This is a genomic window from Streptococcus parasanguinis (assembly GCF_047463195.1).
Taxonomy (GTDB): Bacteria; Bacillota; Bacilli; order Lactobacillales; family Streptococcaceae; genus Streptococcus; species Streptococcus parasanguinis_R.
Genome location: NZ_JASHEI010000001.1, coordinates 60,397 through 78,608, shown reverse-complemented (window position 1 = coordinate 78,608; position 18,212 = coordinate 60,397). Strand labels below are relative to the sequence as shown.

Here is an 18,212-nt window from a genome sequence, read left to right as displayed (position 1 = left end):
TCATTGGGACCGTTTTTTCTTATTCTGTTGATAAGCGATCATCGAAATGGTAGAGCAATTCTAGCAGATAGTTTGGAATGGTCTCTAAGAAGTCTTCTTTGTAGACCCGCTCTCCTCGCTTATGCAATTCTTTGCCCCAAGGGCCTAGATTGACCGCTGGAACCTGAATTTGGGCAATTTTTTCCAGATCCAGATCATAGACCTGGGCTGGTGTGGCTAGGCTATCCAAGACGACTTGATAAGAGGCCACATCCTTTTCCAAGGCACAATAACTGGTGTCGTTAATCCCCATAAAGTATTCTTCGACTTTTAAGAGGTAACCTCTTGTGTCCAGATACTCGCGGTAATCAGTGATGAGGGACACGATATTGAGATCGGTATTGTCCAAAAAGCGGCAGTTCATGGAAGGATAATAGGGGGGCGCAAAACCAATAACCACCATGGGATCCTTATCTCCGAGAAACTCTAGGAGTCGCTGGATTTGCTGGATTGCAAGGCTCTGGTAGCTGGTCCCATTACGAAAATCGTATTCCGCTTTTTGGTTAGAAGCTTCCCTAAAGGCTTGGTAACCTTCTATGGCTTGGCATCGTTCCTCTAGTTCTTGATAGGTGATGACTCTTGGCCTTGCAATCATATGGTCTTGGCCAGCCTGATCCTGCAAGTGCTCATACTTCTTGTAAAAGGCATCCAAGGCCTCCTGACTAAGCTCATAAATCCGCTGTAGGAGCTCTTGGGGTGTTTTCTTCAAATGCAGAACACTGAAATAACCAGCCGCATAGAGCACGGTCGATACATCGTACTGGTCCTTCAAATCTCTGAGATAGGACCAAGAAGGAAGGGGAGACGTTTCTCCCAGCGCCTGATCTGCCAGATCGGGATGAAGATCTAGCTGGCTTGCGATGGCCACTAAGAGTGACAAGGCATTGATCCCTTTAAGGGGCTCCTTCATATGGGACAAGACACCTTGTGCCACAACGACCGGCATGAGTTTGCCGACTGTGCCAATGTGAAGGACCTTTTCTTTTCCTACCTCTGATTCAAAGGGTTCTGAATCCACTGCTAATACATAATTCAGATCAAACTTCTCCTGCAAATCTGTGAGGAGGCCCAAAGCTCCACGCATCCCACGTGAATAGGATTCCTCATCTCCAACAGAGAGATAGAGCAGATTGACCTGACCTTCCACGGGATCTGCCGCATAGGCTTCCAGAACCCCCAATTGAAGGGCCAATGCTGCTTTCATATCGCAAGACCCTCTGCCAAATTTCCATTCCCCAGAAGCTAAATCTTCCTGCATATCAGGTCGACTGTCCAGTCTTTTCAAAGCTTCTGCTACTTTATCAGAATCGAGCGCGATCTCCGACAAATTTCCATAGTCTTCTAGATCAACTGTATCATGGTGGTGGAAAAGGATAACTGTTTTTTTCTTTCCCTTATCAACCAGGGCCCAATTGACCGACCGATGCAAGTGATCCTGTGGCACCTGATAGCGCCCAAAATGGTCCGGGTGTTCCTTGAAATAGGGGATTTGTCCAATCCGTTGATCCAGGTAGGCTTCGATTCCTTGCTCGGTCTCAGTATTGGTGAAGCTTGGAATCGCCAAGGCTTCGGAAAAAATCGTTTCGATGCTCTCTCTATTGGTGGTTTTCACTTTCTCTCCATCCTTCTTTTCTACTATTCATCTTTGTGAGCTTTGCCAAGTGACAAAAGGCTGGTGAGCATGAGTCCTAGGAAGCCAAAGAGAGTCCAAGAGCTTGTTGCTTGACCTGTTTTTGGAAGGCTTGGTTGGCTTGTCACTTCTATCTTATCTTTATCAGCTCTTTGAGCCAATTCTTGTGCAGTTTCTTCTTTTTGTTCCTTACGGAAGTCCATCGGATCTCGACCGTGGCTTGGTTTTTGAGGAATTTCAGAAATAGCTGGATTGGTTGGCGTCATTGGATTACTTGGAACAATTGGTTTTTCCGCTTGATCTACTGGACTTGGGTCTTGTTCAGGATCTACTTTTGGTTGAATGGTTGCAATTGGCAAGATCCGATCTGCCAATGACGCATAGTCTGTATCTTTTTCACTTGGTTGATAACGGAACAAGAGAGATCGACTGTCTTCTACGATTGGAATCGTTGCAGAAATAGAATCTGTCTTGAAGGTCACTTCATAAGGATCTGCAAAATAGATGTAATCTGGATCATAGGTGTGCAAACTCAAAACCAGTCGATGGCCTTTTTTCACTGTATAGAGATTTGGTTGCAGATACATGGTGTAATCATGATATTCGTTTTCTTTCAGATCAATAGAATGACTAGAACTTGCTGAGTCATAGCGAGATGCTGGATTGGCCAGATTCATCCAACCACGCGCAATCACCACACTCTTAACCTTGTGGGTCTTGTAACGTTTGAGAGGCAAGGTTTCAAGGTTGCTACCATTCCAGTAGCCTGTCTCATCGATGGTTTCTTTTTCCAATGTGCGCGTGCTATAACCGTCTTTGTCATAGGTGATTTCTTCTTTGACCACATCAAAGTCTTCGTCTGAAACATCCATCAGGGTCGCACTGACATGAGCATGGTTTTTGTCTCCCTTGACAAAAGCAGCGCTAAAATGCACAGGAATATGGCCTTTGATGGTGACATCTTGGTCGACGGTGGCTGCATAGGAAGCTGCCACTTCGGAAGAATGGAAGGCTGCATCTTGGTTACGTGTAGTCCAGTTATTTCCTGTACCATAGTAATCGCCAGTTACTGTCACATCCTCCCGTTTAGAGTAGATTCGAGCGGAGATGGCATTGTTGGTATCCCATTTATCAAAACGACGCCATTTACTTGGATCTAGATTGTCCTGAGCTGTTACTTGTGGAAGGTTTTCAATCCCATTTTCAATACCGTAGAGGTAATGGCTATACCAGAGATTCATCAGGTCATTAAAGGCTTGGCCTGCGACTTCTGTCCCTGACCAACGAGTAGATGGATAGATGTGATTGCCCTGGTGGAGCAAGACCTTGGCATCGATCCCCGCCTTTTTATAGGCTTCTAACATGAGTTCAAAATGTTTGGGTTTGACATTGTCATCATTGAGCCCTTGGATAATGAGAGGGGCCGCTTTCAGATTGGCTGCATTGAGCGTGTAGTCGCGTTTAGCATATTCTTCGTTGTAATTATGACCATCCTTGTGTTGGAGCTCATTGAGCTTGGTGATATAGGCTGCATAGTAATCCTTGACCTTGTCCCAATCTTCCTTGTCAAGGATACGACCAGAGGTATAGACAGATAACCAGGAAAGGTCATTGGAAGCTCCTGTATCAAGGGGAGAGCCTTGGCTGTTGAAATGGTCATACCAACTAGCAATCCCTGCGGCTGGCACAATGGTCTTGAGCCCTTCAACCCCAGTGGACGCTACACCAAATGTCGTCGTACCTGCCCAAGACAAGCCTGTCATAGCGACATTGCCGTTGGACCAGTCTGCCTTAACTTCCTGGTTGCTAGTCTTATCAGAGTAAGCTTTGCGTTTACCATTGAGCCATTCAACGATATTTTTATAAGCAGCGACTTCAAGGTCAGAGCCGGTCGTATTGATCCCGTCTGATCCTTTTGAGCCCAAACCACTGCTGGTCACCACTGCATAACCACGAACTAAGAAATAATTGTACCAGTTAAGATTTTCATAATCATAATGCGTATAATCTTCAGAGCTTTCACGCGGATTGACATAGTACCAATCCTTTGGATCGGTCGCTTTGGCTACTTCTTCTGTCGTAACAGTCTTGGTTGCTTGGCGTTTAGCAGGTTTTTCATAGAGCTTGGCCATATCGAAGTTTCCACCTTCTTTGAGACCAATTGCCTCTAAGGTACGCTCTTCTGTCGTTCCTGTTACATAAGGGCTGGCTTCAAAGATGCTGGCTGCCTTATAGTCCCCATTGACAGCAGCTTTTGGCACCTGCACAAAAGTCTTGACCAAGTCAGGCTTGCCGTCTCCATCCGTGTCATAATCGGTCTCAACATAGACAATATAGCGCACGATGTCACTCTTGTCATAGGAGTAATGCTCCGGATCGTCTCCTGGCGTAAATGGGAAAATAGGTTGTGCTTTGCCATTCAAAAAGAGAGGAGTCTTCTTATCCGCGCGGTAAGCGGCACGGAGCTGTTTGGCTACATCAACCATCGAAGTGAGATTAGTAACCGGAGCAGAACCTTCCACTCCTTCCTTGACCATCCCTAGGCTCTTAGCAAAAGCTAATCGGTCTTTATCAGTAGATCCGACTTGATTTTCCTTGGTTGAAGCCCAGTTCAATAGTTGATTGACTGCCTCCGTCACCGTAACTTCTTTTTCACGATCCTGGTCGGTTACAGTTGCACCAGTAATTTCAGCCAAGTCTCCTTGGGTTACTTTTGAAGTCGCGCGCTCCTCTTGACTGCCAACGGTAGGCGTCGCAGGCGCAGGGCTTGGCTGATTGGCCAGAGTGGACTCAACAGTTGGGGCGCTTACTACCGCTGGACTTGACGCAGGTTCTTCATGTAGCTCAGTCGTCGGAGTAGTTGTCGGAGCGGTTGGCGAAGTGGTTGGTCTGTTAGTTTCTGAAACCTCTTCCACTTTTTCAGGCTGTACGGTTCCTTTAGTGTCTCCTTGTGTTGAGGTCACTGTTTCAATAACTTCAGGACTTGCCGTAGAAGGAGTCACCGTCTCCTCAGTAGTTGTGCTACTTACTTGGTCTGCTTGCACATGCTGGGCGAGTACAGCAGGACTAATCAGTAAACCTGCAACGAGTAGAGAAACAAGAGTTGTTTTTTTCATAAAATGGTCTCCTTTCACCATTTTCAAAGTCAGTCCTAGCGGAGCCTGACTCTATTATGTTATATTCTCACTTCATTTCTTTCATGTATGCGATTTCTTTTCCAGAAAGGGCTTGATTCCAGCGCAAACGTTTGTCGCATCCAACTATTTTTGGTAAAATAGGGACATTCACATGAAAGAAGAAATAAAAATGGAAAATCAAACCTTAATGCAATATTTCGAGTGGTATTTGCCCTCTGATGGGAACCACTGGACGCGTCTTGCTGAAGATGCGCAACACTTAGCAGACTTGGGTATTCGTAAAGTCTGGATGCCGCCTGCTTTTAAAGCTACTTCTAACAATGACGTTGGGTACGGAGTCTATGACCTCTTTGATTTGGGCGAGTTCGACCAAAAAGGAACAGTTCGTACCAAATATGGCTTCAAAGACGATTATCTTCAAGCTATTCAAGCCCTCAAAGATGCTGGGATTCAACCAATGGCCGATGTCGTTCTCAACCATAAAGCTGCTGCTGATGGCTTAGAGGAATTCGAGGTCGTTGAGGTCGATCCTATGGATCGAAACAAGGTTCTCACTGAGCCCTTCACCATTCAAGGATGGACTAAATTCACCTTTGATGGCCGAAATGGCGCCTATAATGACTTCCACTGGCATTGGTACCACTTCACCGGTACGGACTACGATGCTTCACGTAATAAGAATGGGATCTACCAAATCCAAGGGGACAACAAAGGTTGGGCTCATGGAGATCTGGTAGACAATGAGAATGGAAACTACGATTACCTCATGTATGCCGATATCGATTTCAAACATCCCGAGGTTGTAGAGAATCTCGACCAATGGGCTGACTGGTTTATCGAAACGACTGGTGTAGAAGGTTTCCGTCTGGATGCGGTCAAACACATCGACTCCTTCTTTATGAAGAATTTCATCCACAATATTACCCAAAAGTATGGTGAAGATTTCTACGTCTTTGCTGAATTTTGGAATGGCGACACAGAAACTAACGATGAGTACTTGGAAAGCATTGATTACCTGTATGACCTGGTCGACGTAGCCCTCCACCAAAACCTCTTTAGAGCTAGTCAAGAGGGTGAAAATTTCGACCTTCGAACTATTTTTGATGGAACACTGGCGCTGAATCATCCTGAAGAGGCCGTAACCTTTGTGGACAACCATGATACCCAACGAGGGCAAGCCTTGGAATCTACCATCCAAGAATGGTTTAAGCCTGCAGCCTATGCCTTGATCTTACTTCGTGAAGCTGGTTTGCCTTGTGTCTTCTATGGAGACTACTACGGTATCGAGGGCCAATTTGCGCAAGAAAGTTTCCAAGGGGTCCTCGATCGACTCTTATGGGTTCGTAAAGATCTGGCTTATGGGGAAGAAACGGACTATTTCGATGATCCTAATTGCATCGGTTGGACACGTTCAGGTACAGAAGAATCAGCACCAATCGCCTGCTTGATTTCCAATAACCAAGCTGCTACAAAAGTCATGGAGATCGGCTCATCCTACGCAGGCCTCACCTACTATGATGTCCTAGAAAATTGTAGCGAAACTGTCCAAGTTCAAGAAGACGGTACTGCTGAATTCCCAGTAGCAGAACGCTCCGTCAGCGTCTGGGTAGCCCAAGATAAAGAGGGCCAATAACCTTTATATGTAATGTTCTCCTAGGATCTATAGCTTCCTAGGAGAATTTTTTCCTGTAAAAATTTTATAGGAAATACAGCTTCATTTTAGCACTATAAGAAAGCGCTGTCAATGGGTATCGCGTCTATTTGAAAGAAATAAAGAGCATCAAAAAACTCGTCTTCCAGTTTGGAAAACGAGTCTTCTTTTTAGCTCAATTCTGCAATGATTTCTTTCAATTGGGCTTTCGTATGAACTCCAGCCACTTGTTTGACAACTTGTCCATCTTTTTTAAATAGAAGAGTTGGGATCGACATGATACCGAATTGACGCGCTGTATTTGGATTTTCATCGACATCCATCTTACAGATTTTCAAATCATCTTCATGTACTTCTTCTGCCAACTGATCCAAGATTGGAGCTTGCATGCGGCATGGACCGCACCAAGTTGCCCAAAAGTCAATCAAGACAAGGCCTTGGCTGGTTTCTTGTTCAAAAGTTGCATCTGTGATTACGTGTGCCATATTTCCTCCTTTTTCAGTAGTGACTACTGATTCTGCATTTCTACTTTTATTTTACACTAAAAGATGTCATTTTAGAAATATTTGCTACGGGGACTCCTTAGGCATCTTCTCTCTTTTTGCGCCAAAAGATGAGACTAGAAGCTGTAAGGCTGATCACCCCTAAGAGACCCAGAGCATGGTCTTTGCTCCCTGTTTGAGGAAGCGTAGGATCTGCTTGCTCTCCTCCTGCAGGTGTCACTTCTTGAGGATCTTCTGCCAATCCTTGTGAAACAAATTGATGTCCATAGGATACAGCTAGTGTAATAACAGGGTTCTCTTGCCTAGATGATCCTGTTTGCATCTGTTCATCTTTTTCAGGAAGAGTTTGGCTTGGTTGGACAAGGTGTTCTGGAGTTGGAAGCGTATATTCTTCCTTGTAGTGCACTTCTGGAGCGACTAGAGCAGCTCCTTCTATTTCTGGCAATTTCGCATAGTCAGTATCTGTTGCACTTGGTACATAGGATGCCTTTTGAGCGCGGGTCTTTTCGACAATTGGAATCGCCGCCTGGATAGAGTCTGTCTTGAAGGTCACTTCATATGGGTGCTCCACCGTTAAATCTGATGGGTCATAGGTGTTAAAGACTAGAGCTAACTTGTGACCTTTCTTAACCGTATAGAGATTTGGTTGGAGAAAAACTGTGTAATCGTGGTATTCCCCAACTTTTGGCTCAATGCTAGCGCGAGAGCTTGCTGAATCGTAGCCAGACTCAGGGTTCGCAAGATTGATCCACCCTTTTGCGATCACCTTGTATTTGGTCTTGATGGTTTCGTATTCGGCAACAGATAGGTTGCTTAAATTGCTTCCCATCCAGAAACCGTCTGCTGTTTTATCTTGCTTGACGCTACCATTTCCTACCACGTCAAAATCCTCATCTGCCACATCTACCAAGAGAGCGTTGATTTGGAAATTCTTTCCTTGACCTTTGGCAAGAGCTGCCTTGAAATGAACGGGGATGTGGCCCTTGATCGTAGTGTCCTCAGTAACATCAGAAACGAAGGTCAGATTGGCCTTAGAGGAGGCTTTGCTGACTGTTTCATTACGGTTAGCGATCTCAACACCTGCAGCCGCATAATCGCTAGAAATGGTTTCTTCTAGCCGTTTCGAGCTTGCATTCAAGAAGAGACGTTGACTGCTCTTCCAGTTATCATAGCTGGTCCACTTGCTTGGATCATAGTTGTTTTGAGCTAGAACCGCTGGCAAGCTTTCGACGTGATTGTCCACTCCGTAGAGGTAATGGGTCAGCCAGGTATTGAGCAGGTCATAAAAGTCCTGACCATTGGCAGTGATGCCGTATCCCCGTGACATAGCCGCTGGGTAGACGTGATCTCCTTGGTGGAGATAGAGCTTAACATCTTGGCCTGCTTTCTTGAGGGCATCGTACATGAGTTCAAAGTGTTTGGTCTTAACATTGTCATCATTCAAGCCATGGACGATCAGGGCGCTGGTCTTGAGATTTTCCGGATGAAGGGTATAATCCCGCTCCTTCCAGACATCACTGTAGTTACGATCATGAGCGTACTGGTCCTTATTCAATTGGTTGATGTAGTTAGAATAGTTTTGCCAAATACCTGCCCAGTCGTCTTGGTCCAGCATTCGCGTGCTAACGTAGAGGGAGAGCCATGAAAGGTCACTATAAGGTGCATTGCCAAACTGGGTTCCTTGGCTATTGAAATAATCATACCAAGAGGCAATTCCTGCTGCCGGAACGATGGTCTTTAGGCCTTCTACGCCTGTCGCTGCCACACCAAAGGTCGTGGTTCCAGCCCAAGAGAGACCGGTCATTGCGACATTGCCTGTTGCCCAGTCTGCCTTAATTTCAACATTGCTAGTCTTATCGGTGTAGGCCTTGCGTTTTCCATTAACCCATTCGATAATATTCTTAAAGGCATTGATTTCGAGATCAGACCCTGTCGTGTTAAATCCTTCTGATCCCTTGGTACCAAGTCCAGCACTGGAGATAAAGGCATAGCCTCTGACCAAGAAATAGTCGTACCAGTTCAGATCTTCGTAGTCATAGATATACTCGTAGGGACTGTAGTAATACCAATCCGATGCCTTGGCTTTTTTCGCTGCTTCTACTGTTGTTTCACTGCTTACTGGCTGTCTCTTTGCAGGTTGACTGTGCAGTTTCTTCATATCGTAGCTACCGTCCATTGGAAGCCCCAAACTTTCAAGAGTCACATAGTTTTCATCGAGCGTCCCCGCTACGTAAGGACGCGCTTCGAGAATAGTTGCTGCCTTAAAATCACCTTGCGCTATGGCTTTTGGTAATTGAACAATGGCTTTGACTAAGTCTGGTTTGCCATCTGCATCGGTATCGTAGTCCGTTTCGACATAGACTGGGAAGCGCACAATTTGGCTGTCCTCATATTTGTAGTCTTGGTCTGCTTTTTCTCCCGTCGTATAAGGGAAAATAGGCTGGGCACGACCATTTAAAAAGAGCGGGCTTTTCTTTTCAGCACGATAGGCATCGTAGAGTTTCTTAGCTGTTTCATACATCTTGGCCAATTCTGGCTGACTAACCTTACGAGTCAGATCATCAGATTTTTCAATCAAGCCTAAACTCTTGGCAAAGCGTTCGCGATCTGCTTGACTTTTGCCCAATTGGCTAGGATCTGTTGCTGCCCATTGAAGCAAGCCATTAACAGCATCTTGGACCGTCAACTCTTTAGAGGCCTGATCCGCTGCAAGGGTGCTACCTGTAACCTTTGCTAAATCATTACTTGTTGCCGGAGCTTCTGAACTGGGAGCAGATTGAGGTGCAGCTTCCCTGTTGGTTGTTGCTGGACTTGCTACTGGGACCGTAGGCTCACTTTGTCTTGTGTGTTCTTCTGTAGCAGGGGCTACTTGATTTGCAACTGCCGTCCGATCCAGCGATGCCTCACTCAAGCTCGCTCCTTCTTCACTAGTGGCAGTACTTGTGTCACTTGTTGTCGGTCTTGCTTCGGAAGCTGGAGCATGGACCACTTCTGTCGATGGGGCTAGCTCTTCTGTCTGCTCATCTGCTGCTACTTGATGCAAGACCATCGGTGCGATCAATAAACTTGATGCGACAATGGAAACCATTGTTTTCTTTTTCATGTCAGTCTCCTTACTTTTTTGTAATAAACACTTCTATTATACTATGTAAGCGTTTTTATATCAAATAGATATTCAAATGATCCAAAAAAAACCGAGGCATCAGCCCCGGTTATCGATCCTTATTTGACGTGTTTCTTAAGATCTTCTTGTGCTTTTTTGTTTGACTCTGCTTGTTCTTTTTGCCATTTTTCAAGGGCTTTGTTGTAGTCAGCAGTTGTCACAGCTTTATCTTGGAGTTTCATTCCTTTGTAGATCACGTGGTCTTTTCCTTTACCACCAGTCCATGCAAATGGAGCTGAGAATGGTTCGATACGTGTCAAGAATGGACGTCCTGTTGATGAAGAAGTTGGCATCACAAGGGCACTATCAGTCAACCAAGCTTGTGCAGCCGCATATTTTTCATAGCGTTTGTTGACGTCTTGTGTTTCTGCACCAGCATCTTTGATCATCTTTTCAAAGTCGTACAGACCAACTTTTTTAGCTGCTTCATTGTTTTCACTTGGGTCAAATCCAAGGAAAGTCTTAGTATTTTCACCAGATGAAGCTTTCAAGATATCCATGTAAGTTGATGGGTCTTGGTAGTCAGGGCTCCATCCAACATTATCAGAGAGATCCCAGTCTTCGCCGGCCGCATTTGGCGCAAAGAGGGTCACATTTTGAAGATCTTCTTTCGAAAGCATTTGGATATCGATGACGATATTTTCTTTACCAAGTGCTTCTTCAACTGATTGTTTGAATGATTGTACCCGTTGAACTCTTGATGGTGTGGTTTGGTCTACAGGCATATCGATGTGAATTGGGAATTTCACACCTTCTGCTTCCAAGGCAGTCTTCGCTTTTGCAAACTCTTCCTTCGCTTTCTTAGCATCGAAGAGACCATTTTGACCATCGTCTAGTTTAGTAGATTTCCACTCATCTCCGTAGGTATCCAATTGAGTTTTCACCATTTCACCAAAGGTCTTACCATTAGCTTGGACAAATGTTGGTGGAATGTAGAGGTTACGGATGATCTTGCTTGCTCCGTCTTTTCCGTTTAATTGAGCAGCATACGCTTCACGGTTGAAGGCAAAGCTGATCGCTTGACGGAAGTCCTTGTTCAAGAGAGCTTTCTTAGTAGATTGTTTTTCTTCATCGGTCTTCTTAGCTGTGTGTTTGTAGGATTGACGGTCGATGTTGGTACCAATAACATAAGAAGCAGCATCTTGAGGAGTGTAGGTGATTTCGTCTTTGAATTCTTTGGCTTGCTCTGAGTAACCAGATCCAGTTGGGAAGAGTTTTGCCAAGCTAAGAGCATTTTCACCGAATGATTTGGCCAATTTACTTTGGTCTTGTCCATCGTAGAATTCCAATTTCACATCTGAGATGTAGACCTTGTCTTTATCCCAGTAGTTTTCATTCTTGGTCATTTCGATAGAAGATTTTGAAGTAAAGCTCTTCAAGATGTAAGGACCATTGTAAAGAAGGGAGCTGGTGTCACTTGCTTGAGCGAATTTATCCCCTTTTGATTTCACGAATTTTTCGTTGACAGGGAAAGTGATCCCAAGAGTCAATTTAGAGTTCCAGTAAGATTCTGGTTGGTTCAAAGTGATTTGAAGGGTATGATCATCAACTGCTTTTACTCCTACAGCTGAGAAATCTTTATTTTTACCACTGACGTAGTCATTCAAGCCTTTGATAGAATCTTGGATGATGTAGAGCATTTCTGATTTGTTATCAGCCGCATATTTAATCCCTGTGACGAAATCTTTAGCTGTTACATCCGCATACTCTTCGCCTTCTGAATCATACCATTTAGCATCGTCACGAAGTTTATAAGTATAAGTCAAGCCATCTTGCGAAACTGTCCAATCTTTTGCAAGAGATGGAATCAAGTTCCCGTATTTATCATTTTCAAACAAACCATCAATCAAGTTTCCAGTGATATCGTGGGTTGCTGCTTTACCAGATGTGATATAGTTTAGGTTTTCTGGCTCAGTCTCATAGACATATGAGAATTTTTGACCGTTGCTTGAGCTAGATGATTTAGAACCACCCGAACAAGCTGCTAGGATACCTGCTGAAAGGAGGGCAACTCCCGCAAGTGCAATGACATTTCTTTTTTTCATGTAAAACTCCTTAAGAAATTTTAAGATTATACCACAAAGGTTTTCAGAAGAAAAGGAATTTTCAGAAAATTTTAGTTTATAAAAAAACTACTCCGGAGAGTAGTTATCAATTTAACTTTAAGACTTATTTGAGACTTTCCTTAGGTGAGTACGGACGTTAGGTGAAATTATCCAGTGGATGATTTCAGCAATCCAGGAAGTTCCATGACTTAGTTTTGAACCTAAAGTTTCAAAACTCCCGAGTGCTTGAAATGATTCTATTTCAAGCACTTTTCTCACAGCAGAAAGTCTCAGTTTTGATTTGAAAAACTATGAGGACTAGATATTTTATAAAAAAACTTCTTATGTTATTTTCTAAGAAAAAACATTGTTTTCTTTCTAAAAATAGTTCACAAAAGTAGATCCAATCTTTAATCTACTAAGTCGCTCTTGAGGTAGGCATCGACCATGCGCTCTGTTGCGACTACAGAATCCAAGTGGGTCCGCTCATATGAGTGGCTAGATTCGATCCCTGCCCCGAGAAGAGCGTGTTTCACTTCTGCTCCTGCGCTCATGGCTGCAGAGGCATCTGATCCATAGAAAGGATAGATATCCAACTTATAAGGGATTTCTTGGGCTTTTGCCAAGGCTACCAAATGCTGACGGAATTCGTAGTGATAGGGTCCTGAAGCGTCTTTGACACAGATGGATACCGTGTATTCATCCGTCGCTTGGTCATCTCCCATAGCTCCCATGTCCACTGCCAAGTATTCGACCACTTCAGCCGGAATACTAGAATTAGCCCCATGCCCTACTTCTTCAAAGACTGAAAAGGCAAAGGTGGTCGTTACTGGCAATTGGATCTGTTCTTCCTTGTACACGCGCAGAAGATTCAAGAGAATCGCCGCACTTACCTTGTCATCTAAGTGACGAGATTTAATAAAGCCAGTATCTGTCACAATGGTCCGGGGATCAAAGCTGACAAAATCACCCACTTCAATGCCAAGGGCACGGGTTTCTTTTTCATTGGTCACTTTTTCATCTAGACGGACTTCCATATTGTCCTGGGTCCGCTCTACAGTTCCCGCATCCTTGTAGACATGGCAAGAAGTCTGATGGACCAAAATAGTCCCAGAATGGGTCTTTCCTGTATTGGCTACATGGACTGTACAATTTTCCCCTTCAATCATATTCCAAGGGAAACCACCGATACGGTCTAGCTTGAGACGGCCATCTGCTTTCACCGCTCGGACAATAGCCCCCAAGGTATCCACATGGGCTGTGACGTAGCGTTGCTTGTCTGTGATCACACCAGGCACGGTCACATTCACGCCGCCCTTAGCAGTCCGAGTTACTTCATAGCCAAAGCCTTCAATGGTTTTGACCAAATAGTCCGCGATTTCACGTGTAAATCCGGTCGGTGAAGGAATAGCTGTCAATTCCTGCAAATAAGTCACTGTCTGATTCATAATGCCTCCAAATGTGTTTTTCTTTATTCTAGCATGAAATAGGTGGAATAGCTAGAGGAGAGATTACAGGTTAGCGTTTTTCAACTCTTCCCGTACTTGCATTAGGAGAAAGCCAGAGTTCTATTTATATTTTCAACACATTTTGGGAGAGATTCATCTAGTGCACCTAAAGAAACTTGTCCACAACTAACGGTGTCTAAACAAGTTCCACGCAGGCTATTTCAATGGTGAAACATAATTATCAGGATAAAATATGATGTAATTTTTGACAATATCTGTTAGACTATCTTCAGTTATGTTTCTCCACTTATGGAGATAGAAGGTTTCAGACTTGAGAACAGAGTGAAAACATTCGATACAGCCATTATCTGCTATTTCGCCTCTTTTCTGAGAATTCTTACACTCCTGTTTCCAGCGATAAAGGTGGAGCGTTTGACGCCGAAACATTCTAAAATAATAGATACAGCGCACGTTTTCTTATACTCTTCTACTAGCTTGATAAGACTTACTTTGTCGATTCTCTTATCAAGCTCTGATACTTTTTTAGTAATTCTACCTGCAAACGTAACTGTTCCACTTCAGATAACTGTTTCATCCCATTACCATAAGTATATTGTTTCCCCACGGGTTGGTGGAAACGGTACAATTCATCATTCTGATACCATCGCAACCAGTTCTTGGCCTGACTAGCATTTTTGATACTGAGGGTATCCATGATAACTTTATTTGATTTGCCTGCCTTCTTCATTTCGATACAGGCTAACTTAGTTTCTACCGAATATGCTTTTTTGACCATAACAAAACACTCCTGTTTCTAGTTTACCAGATTTCAACAGGAGTGTTTTCTTGTGTCTCATTTTATGGGTGCAGTGCCGACCCTAGGGATTCTTTCGTTCTCATATATACGTCATTAGTATAGGCTAATTTGATTTAAATTCCAAGAGAAATAACATTTTACATAAAAATCAGTGGGTATTTTACAATTTTTCCATATAATATAGCTAAAAAACAACTGGTTTTAAGAATTCTTATCTGAAACATTCGGAAATTTCCCTTAACCGTAGCGGAAAGTTGTTTTCTTCTCCTATTTATAATAGACTATCACTAACATTAGATGAAAAGGTGACTCTATGACTATAAATCAACTGCTTCAAAAGCTGGAGCCTACTAGCCCTATCCTTCAAGCTAACTTTGGAATTGAACGCGAAAGTCTTCGTGTCGATAGACAGGGAAAATTAGCACATACGCCTCACCCTTCCTGCCTAGGAGCTCGAAGTTTCCACCCTTATATTCAAACAGATTTTTGTGAGTTTCAGATGGAACTCATCACACCAGTTGCTAAATCTACCACTGAGGCTCGTCGATTTCTTGGAGCCATTACCGATGTAGCTGGACGTTCCATCAGTAAAGATGAACTTCTCTGGCCCTTGTCCATGCCTCCTCGTATCAACGCCCAAGAAATCCAAGTTGCCCAACTGGAAAATGAATTTGAACGCCATTATCGTAACTACCTGGCCGAAAAATACGGAACTAAACTACAAGCTATCTCAGGTATCCACTATAATATGGAACTAGGGAAAGATTTGGTTGAAGCCCTATTCCAAGAAAGTGACCAGATTGATATAATTGCTTTCAAAAACGCCCTCTATCTTAAGCTGGCTCAAAACTACTTGCGCTACCGTTGGGTGATTACCTATCTTTTTGGGGCTGCACCTATTGCTGAGCAAGGATTCTTCGACCAAGAAGTTCCAGAACCTGTGCGTTCCTTCCGTAACAGTGACCACGGCTATGTCAATAAGGAAGAAATACAAGTATCTTTTGCAAGCCTAGAAGACTATGTCTCTGCCATCGAAAACTATATCGAACAAGGTGATTTGATTGCGGAAAAGGAATTTTACTCGGCTGTTCGTTTCCGTGGACAAAAGGTTAATCGCTCCTTCCTTGACAAGGGAATCACCTACCTAGAATTCCGTAACTTCGACCTCAACCCCTTTGAGCGTATCGGTATTAGCCAAACTACCATGGATACCGTACACATACTCCTTCTAGCCTTCCTCTGGCTGGATGCCCCTGAAAATGTTGATCAGGCTCTGGCTCAAGGTCACGCGCTGAATGAAAAAATTGCCCTCTCTCATCCTTTAGAACCTCTACCTTCTGAAGCTGAAACTCAGAACATTACGACAGCTCTAGACCAACTGGTGCAACATTTTGGGCTTGGTGACTATCATCAAGGGCTGGTCAAACAAGTTAAAGATGCCTTTGCAGATTCCAGTCAGACACTAGCTGCTCAACTTCTTCCTCATATCAAAGACAAGTCCCTTTCTGACTTTGCCCTTGACAAGGCGCTTGCCTATCATGATTACGACTGGACTGCCCACTATGCCCTTAAGGGTTATGAGGAGATGGAACTTTCTACCCAGATGCTGCTCTTTGATGCCATTCAAAAAGGGCTTCATTTTGAAATCCTAGATGAGCAGGATCAATTCCTTAAACTCTGGCATAAAGATCATGTTGAGTACGTCAAAAATGGTAACATGACCTCAAAAGACAACTATGTAGTTCCTCTTGCCATGGCTAATAAAACCGTGACCAAAAAAATCCTGGCTGATGCTGGCTTCCCTGTCCCTGCCGGCGACGAATTTACCAGTCTAGAACAAGGTCTAGCCTACTATCCTCTTATCAAGGGCAAGCAAATTGTGGTTAAACCAAAATCAACCAACTTCGGTCTGGGCATTTCCATTTTCCAAGAGCCTGCCAGCCTTGATAACTATAAGAAAGCTCTCGAGATTGCCTTTGAAGAAGATACAGCTGTTCTTGTTGAAGAATTTATCCCAGGAACCGAATACCGTTTCTTCATTCTGGACGGGCGTTGTGAGTCTGTCCTCCTTCGTGTCGCTGCTAATGTTGTCGGTGATGGCAAACACACCATTCGTGAATTAGTCGCTCAGAAAAATGCCAATCCATTGCGAGGCCGTGACCACCGCTCACCTCTGGAAATCATTAAGCTAGGAGACATCGAACAATTGATGTTGACTCAGCAAGGTTATGCACCTGATGATATTCTCCCAGAAGGGAAAAAGGTCAATCTCCGCCGTAACTCCAACATTTCTACGGGTGGTGACTCTATTGATGTCACTGAGACAATAGATTCCTCTTACCAAGAATTGGCAGCAGCTATGGCAACTAGCATGGGGGCCTGGGCTTGCGGGGTTGACCTCATCATTCCAGATAAAACTCAGCCTGCTAGCAAGGAAAAACCTCATTTCACTTGTATCGAGCTCAACTTCAATCCCGCTATGTATATTCACACCTATTGTGCTGAAGGTCCTGGACAAGCTATCACTCCAAAAATTCTAGACAAGCTTTTTCCAGAAGTTGCCACAAGTCAAACCTAAAACCTAATTCTTAGGAACAAACAAATCACCTTTATCTCGATGATATGATACCTCTTAAGTAGACAAGGTAAATACCTAAAATCTACGGCTTTTTGTCAACTTTAGTGGGTTGAAGAAAAGCTAAGCTCGAGAAAGGACAAATTTCGTCCTTTCTTTTTTGATATTCAGAGCGATGAAAATTCGCTTCTTGAAGTTTTCAAAGTTCCGAAAACCAAAGGCATTGCGTTTGATAAGTTTGATGAGATTATTAGTCACTTCCAATTTTGCGTTGGAATAGGATAACTGAAGGTCATTGATGATTTTCCCTTTGTCCTTTAGAAATGTTTTAAAGACAGTCTGAAAAAGAGAATGAACCTTCTTTATATTGTCTTCAATGAGTCCAAAAAATTTCTCTGGTTCCTTATTCTGAAGGTGAAAAAGCAAGAGCTGATAGAGATTATAGTGGTATTTCAAGTCTTCTGAATAGCTCAAAAGCTTGTCTAGGATTTCTTTATTGCCTAAATTGTCAAATTAAGTTAGACTTTTCAAGTAACTCAGAAAAACTTGGTAGGGTGATTGAAATAGTTCTAATGGTAATTCATAGACTACCCTCTGTTCAGCTATTCCTCCTTCATCAGTAACAAAAAAATATTTCTCATGATGTCGCCAAATATGTTGTCCATAACCTTTTATTTCCTCAAACTTACTAACTTCTTCCCAGCCTAGTTTACTATATTTCATGTATGTTCTCCTCTTTGGGTACTAATATCTTTCATGATGCCTTCTGGCATATTTCCTGGGAAGGTTTGTCCTCCTGGTTTCCAAAAATCTTCAAAAGCAGATGCTTCATTTTCGCTTGGAATTCTTGTATGAGATTGATGAAATGCTTCTAATTTTAAAATTTGATGCATTTACTATGATTCCAAGTTTTCTATTTGATTTAAAAGCTCCCATAATCTATTATTGTAGGCTTCAATTTCTTCATTAATTTTTAGTCGTTCCAAATAATCATTCTTCCAAACAAAAAAGTCTGATAGACCTCCTCTTGGAGGATAAAGGATATCTTTAATTTCTCTTATTGTAGGGAGTGAGTCACCATTTTCCAATGCACATTCTAATCCTTGTAAAAATGAAATTTGTACATGAATTGTCCCATCATTGTATTGATTTAATAGTGGTAATATTAATTTGATATTATCTAATAATTCTTTTCGTTTCATTT

The 18,212-nt window shown here is 43.2% G+C and carries 11 protein-coding genes and 2 pseudogenes; 2 read left to right on the top strand and 11 right to left on the bottom strand.

Annotated elements, in window-relative coordinates:
* Positions 1–19: 19 nt before the first annotated feature.
* Together QM870_RS00320 and QM870_RS00315 are read right to left on the bottom strand one after the other, a co-directional pair.
* On the bottom strand, positions 20–1,651 hold the full coding sequence (locus tag QM870_RS00320; RefSeq protein ID WP_414368010.1) for a M20/M25/M40 family metallo-hydrolase: 1,632 nt from the start codon (positions 1,649–1,651) through the stop codon (positions 20–22).
* Between the two features lie 23 nt (positions 1,652–1,674).
* Positions 1,675–4,785, bottom strand: coding sequence for a CocE/NonD family hydrolase (locus QM870_RS00315; protein WP_414368008.1), 3,111 nt, complete (start codon positions 4,783–4,785; stop codon positions 1,675–1,677).
* Positions 4,786–4,957: 172 nt separating this feature from the next.
* Between QM870_RS00315 and QM870_RS00310 the strand changes: the two genes are divergently transcribed.
* Complete coding sequence (locus QM870_RS00310; RefSeq protein WP_414368006.1) at positions 4,958–6,439, top strand: alpha-amylase; 1,482 nt, start codon at positions 4,958–4,960, stop codon at positions 6,437–6,439.
* A 188-nt stretch (positions 6,440–6,627) separates the two neighbouring features.
* Here QM870_RS00310 and trxA read toward each other — a convergent pair whose 3' ends face one another.
* From trxA to QM870_RS00285, 5 genes and pseudogenes are all read right to left on the bottom strand, one after another.
* Positions 6,628–6,942: a thioredoxin gene (gene trxA / locus QM870_RS00305; RefSeq protein WP_003002728.1), complete on the bottom strand. Its 315-nt coding sequence runs from the start codon at positions 6,940–6,942 to the stop codon at positions 6,628–6,630.
* A gap of 97 nt (positions 6,943–7,039) precedes the next feature.
* The gene (locus tag QM870_RS00300; RefSeq protein WP_414368003.1) at positions 7,040–10,063 is read right to left on the bottom strand and encodes a CocE/NonD family hydrolase; all 3,024 of its coding nucleotides are present in this window, start codon (positions 10,061–10,063) and stop codon (positions 7,040–7,042) included.
* A 119-nt stretch (positions 10,064–10,182) separates the two neighbouring features.
* Positions 10,183–12,168, bottom strand: a complete 1,986-nt coding sequence (locus QM870_RS00295; RefSeq protein ID WP_023918412.1) for a peptide ABC transporter substrate-binding protein — start codon at positions 12,166–12,168, stop codon at positions 10,183–10,185.
* 410 nt (positions 12,169–12,578) lie between these two features.
* The gene (locus QM870_RS00290; protein ID WP_049506597.1) at positions 12,579–13,616 is read right to left on the bottom strand and encodes a M42 family metallopeptidase; all 1,038 of its coding nucleotides are present in this window, start codon (positions 13,614–13,616) and stop codon (positions 12,579–12,581) included.
* 541 nt (positions 13,617–14,157) lie between these two features.
* A pseudogene (locus QM870_RS00285) lies at positions 14,158–14,412 on the bottom strand (hypothetical protein); the annotation flags it as partial.
* A gap of 334 nt (positions 14,413–14,746) precedes the next feature.
* Here QM870_RS00285 and gshAB point away from each other — a divergent pair.
* Positions 14,747–17,011, top strand: coding sequence for a bifunctional glutamate--cysteine ligase GshA/glutathione synthetase GshB (gene gshAB, locus QM870_RS00280; RefSeq protein WP_414368001.1), 2,265 nt, complete (start codon positions 14,747–14,749; stop codon positions 17,009–17,011).
* A gap of 120 nt (positions 17,012–17,131) precedes the next feature.
* On the opposite strand, the pseudogene QM870_RS00275 reads toward gshAB, so the two are convergent.
* The 4 genes and pseudogenes from QM870_RS00275 to QM870_RS00260 form a co-directional block, all read right to left on the bottom strand.
* Positions 17,132–17,515: pseudogene (locus QM870_RS00275) on the bottom strand (transposase); the annotation flags it as partial.
* 6 nt (positions 17,516–17,521) lie between these two features.
* Positions 17,522–17,731 carry a hypothetical protein gene (locus QM870_RS00270; protein ID WP_031573799.1) on the bottom strand — a complete coding sequence of 70 codons (210 nt, stop codon included), beginning with the start codon at positions 17,729–17,731 and terminating at the stop codon, positions 17,522–17,524.
* Complete coding sequence (locus QM870_RS00265; protein WP_158000719.1) at positions 17,728–17,901, bottom strand: hypothetical protein; 174 nt, start codon at positions 17,899–17,901, stop codon at positions 17,728–17,730. Before QM870_RS00265 ends, QM870_RS00270 begins: the two co-directional genes overlap by 4 nt.
* A 3-nt stretch (positions 17,902–17,904) precedes the next feature.
* Positions 17,905–18,210, bottom strand: coding sequence for a hypothetical protein (locus QM870_RS00260; RefSeq protein ID WP_003007809.1), 306 nt, complete (start codon positions 18,208–18,210; stop codon positions 17,905–17,907).
* Positions 18,211–18,212 lie beyond the last annotated feature (2 nt).

What these genes read in the sequence shown, in the direction of transcription:
- gshAB (WP_414368001.1), top strand. Translation starts at nt 14,747, where the DNA reads ATGACTATAAATCAACTGCTTCAAAAGCTGGAGCCTACTAGCCCTATC.
- QM870_RS00270 (WP_031573799.1), bottom strand. Translation starts at nt 17,731, where the DNA reads ATGAAATATAGTAAACTAGGCTGGGAAGAAGTTAGTAAGTTTGAGGAA.
- QM870_RS00315 (WP_414368008.1), bottom strand. Translation starts at nt 4,785, where the DNA reads ATGAAAAAAACAACTCTTGTTTCTCTACTCGTTGCAGGTTTACTGATT.
- QM870_RS00260 (WP_003007809.1), bottom strand. Translation starts at nt 18,210, where the DNA reads ATGAAACGAAAAGAATTATTAGATAATATCAAATTAATATTACCACTA.
- QM870_RS00300 (WP_414368003.1), bottom strand. Translation starts at nt 10,063, where the DNA reads ATGAAAAAGAAAACAATGGTTTCCATTGTCGCATCAAGTTTATTGATC.
- trxA (WP_003002728.1), bottom strand. Translation starts at nt 6,942, where the DNA reads ATGGCACACGTAATCACAGATGCAACTTTTGAACAAGAAACCAGCCAA.
- QM870_RS00295 (WP_023918412.1), bottom strand. Translation starts at nt 12,168, where the DNA reads ATGAAAAAAAGAAATGTCATTGCACTTGCGGGAGTTGCCCTCCTTTCA.
- QM870_RS00290 (WP_049506597.1), bottom strand. Translation starts at nt 13,616, where the DNA reads ATGAATCAGACAGTGACTTATTTGCAGGAATTGACAGCTATTCCTTCA.
- QM870_RS00310 (WP_414368006.1), top strand. Translation starts at nt 4,958, where the DNA reads ATGAAAGAAGAAATAAAAATGGAAAATCAAACCTTAATGCAATATTTC.
- QM870_RS00265 (WP_158000719.1), bottom strand. Translation starts at nt 17,901, where the DNA reads ATGCATCAAATTTTAAAATTAGAAGCATTTCATCAATCTCATACAAGA.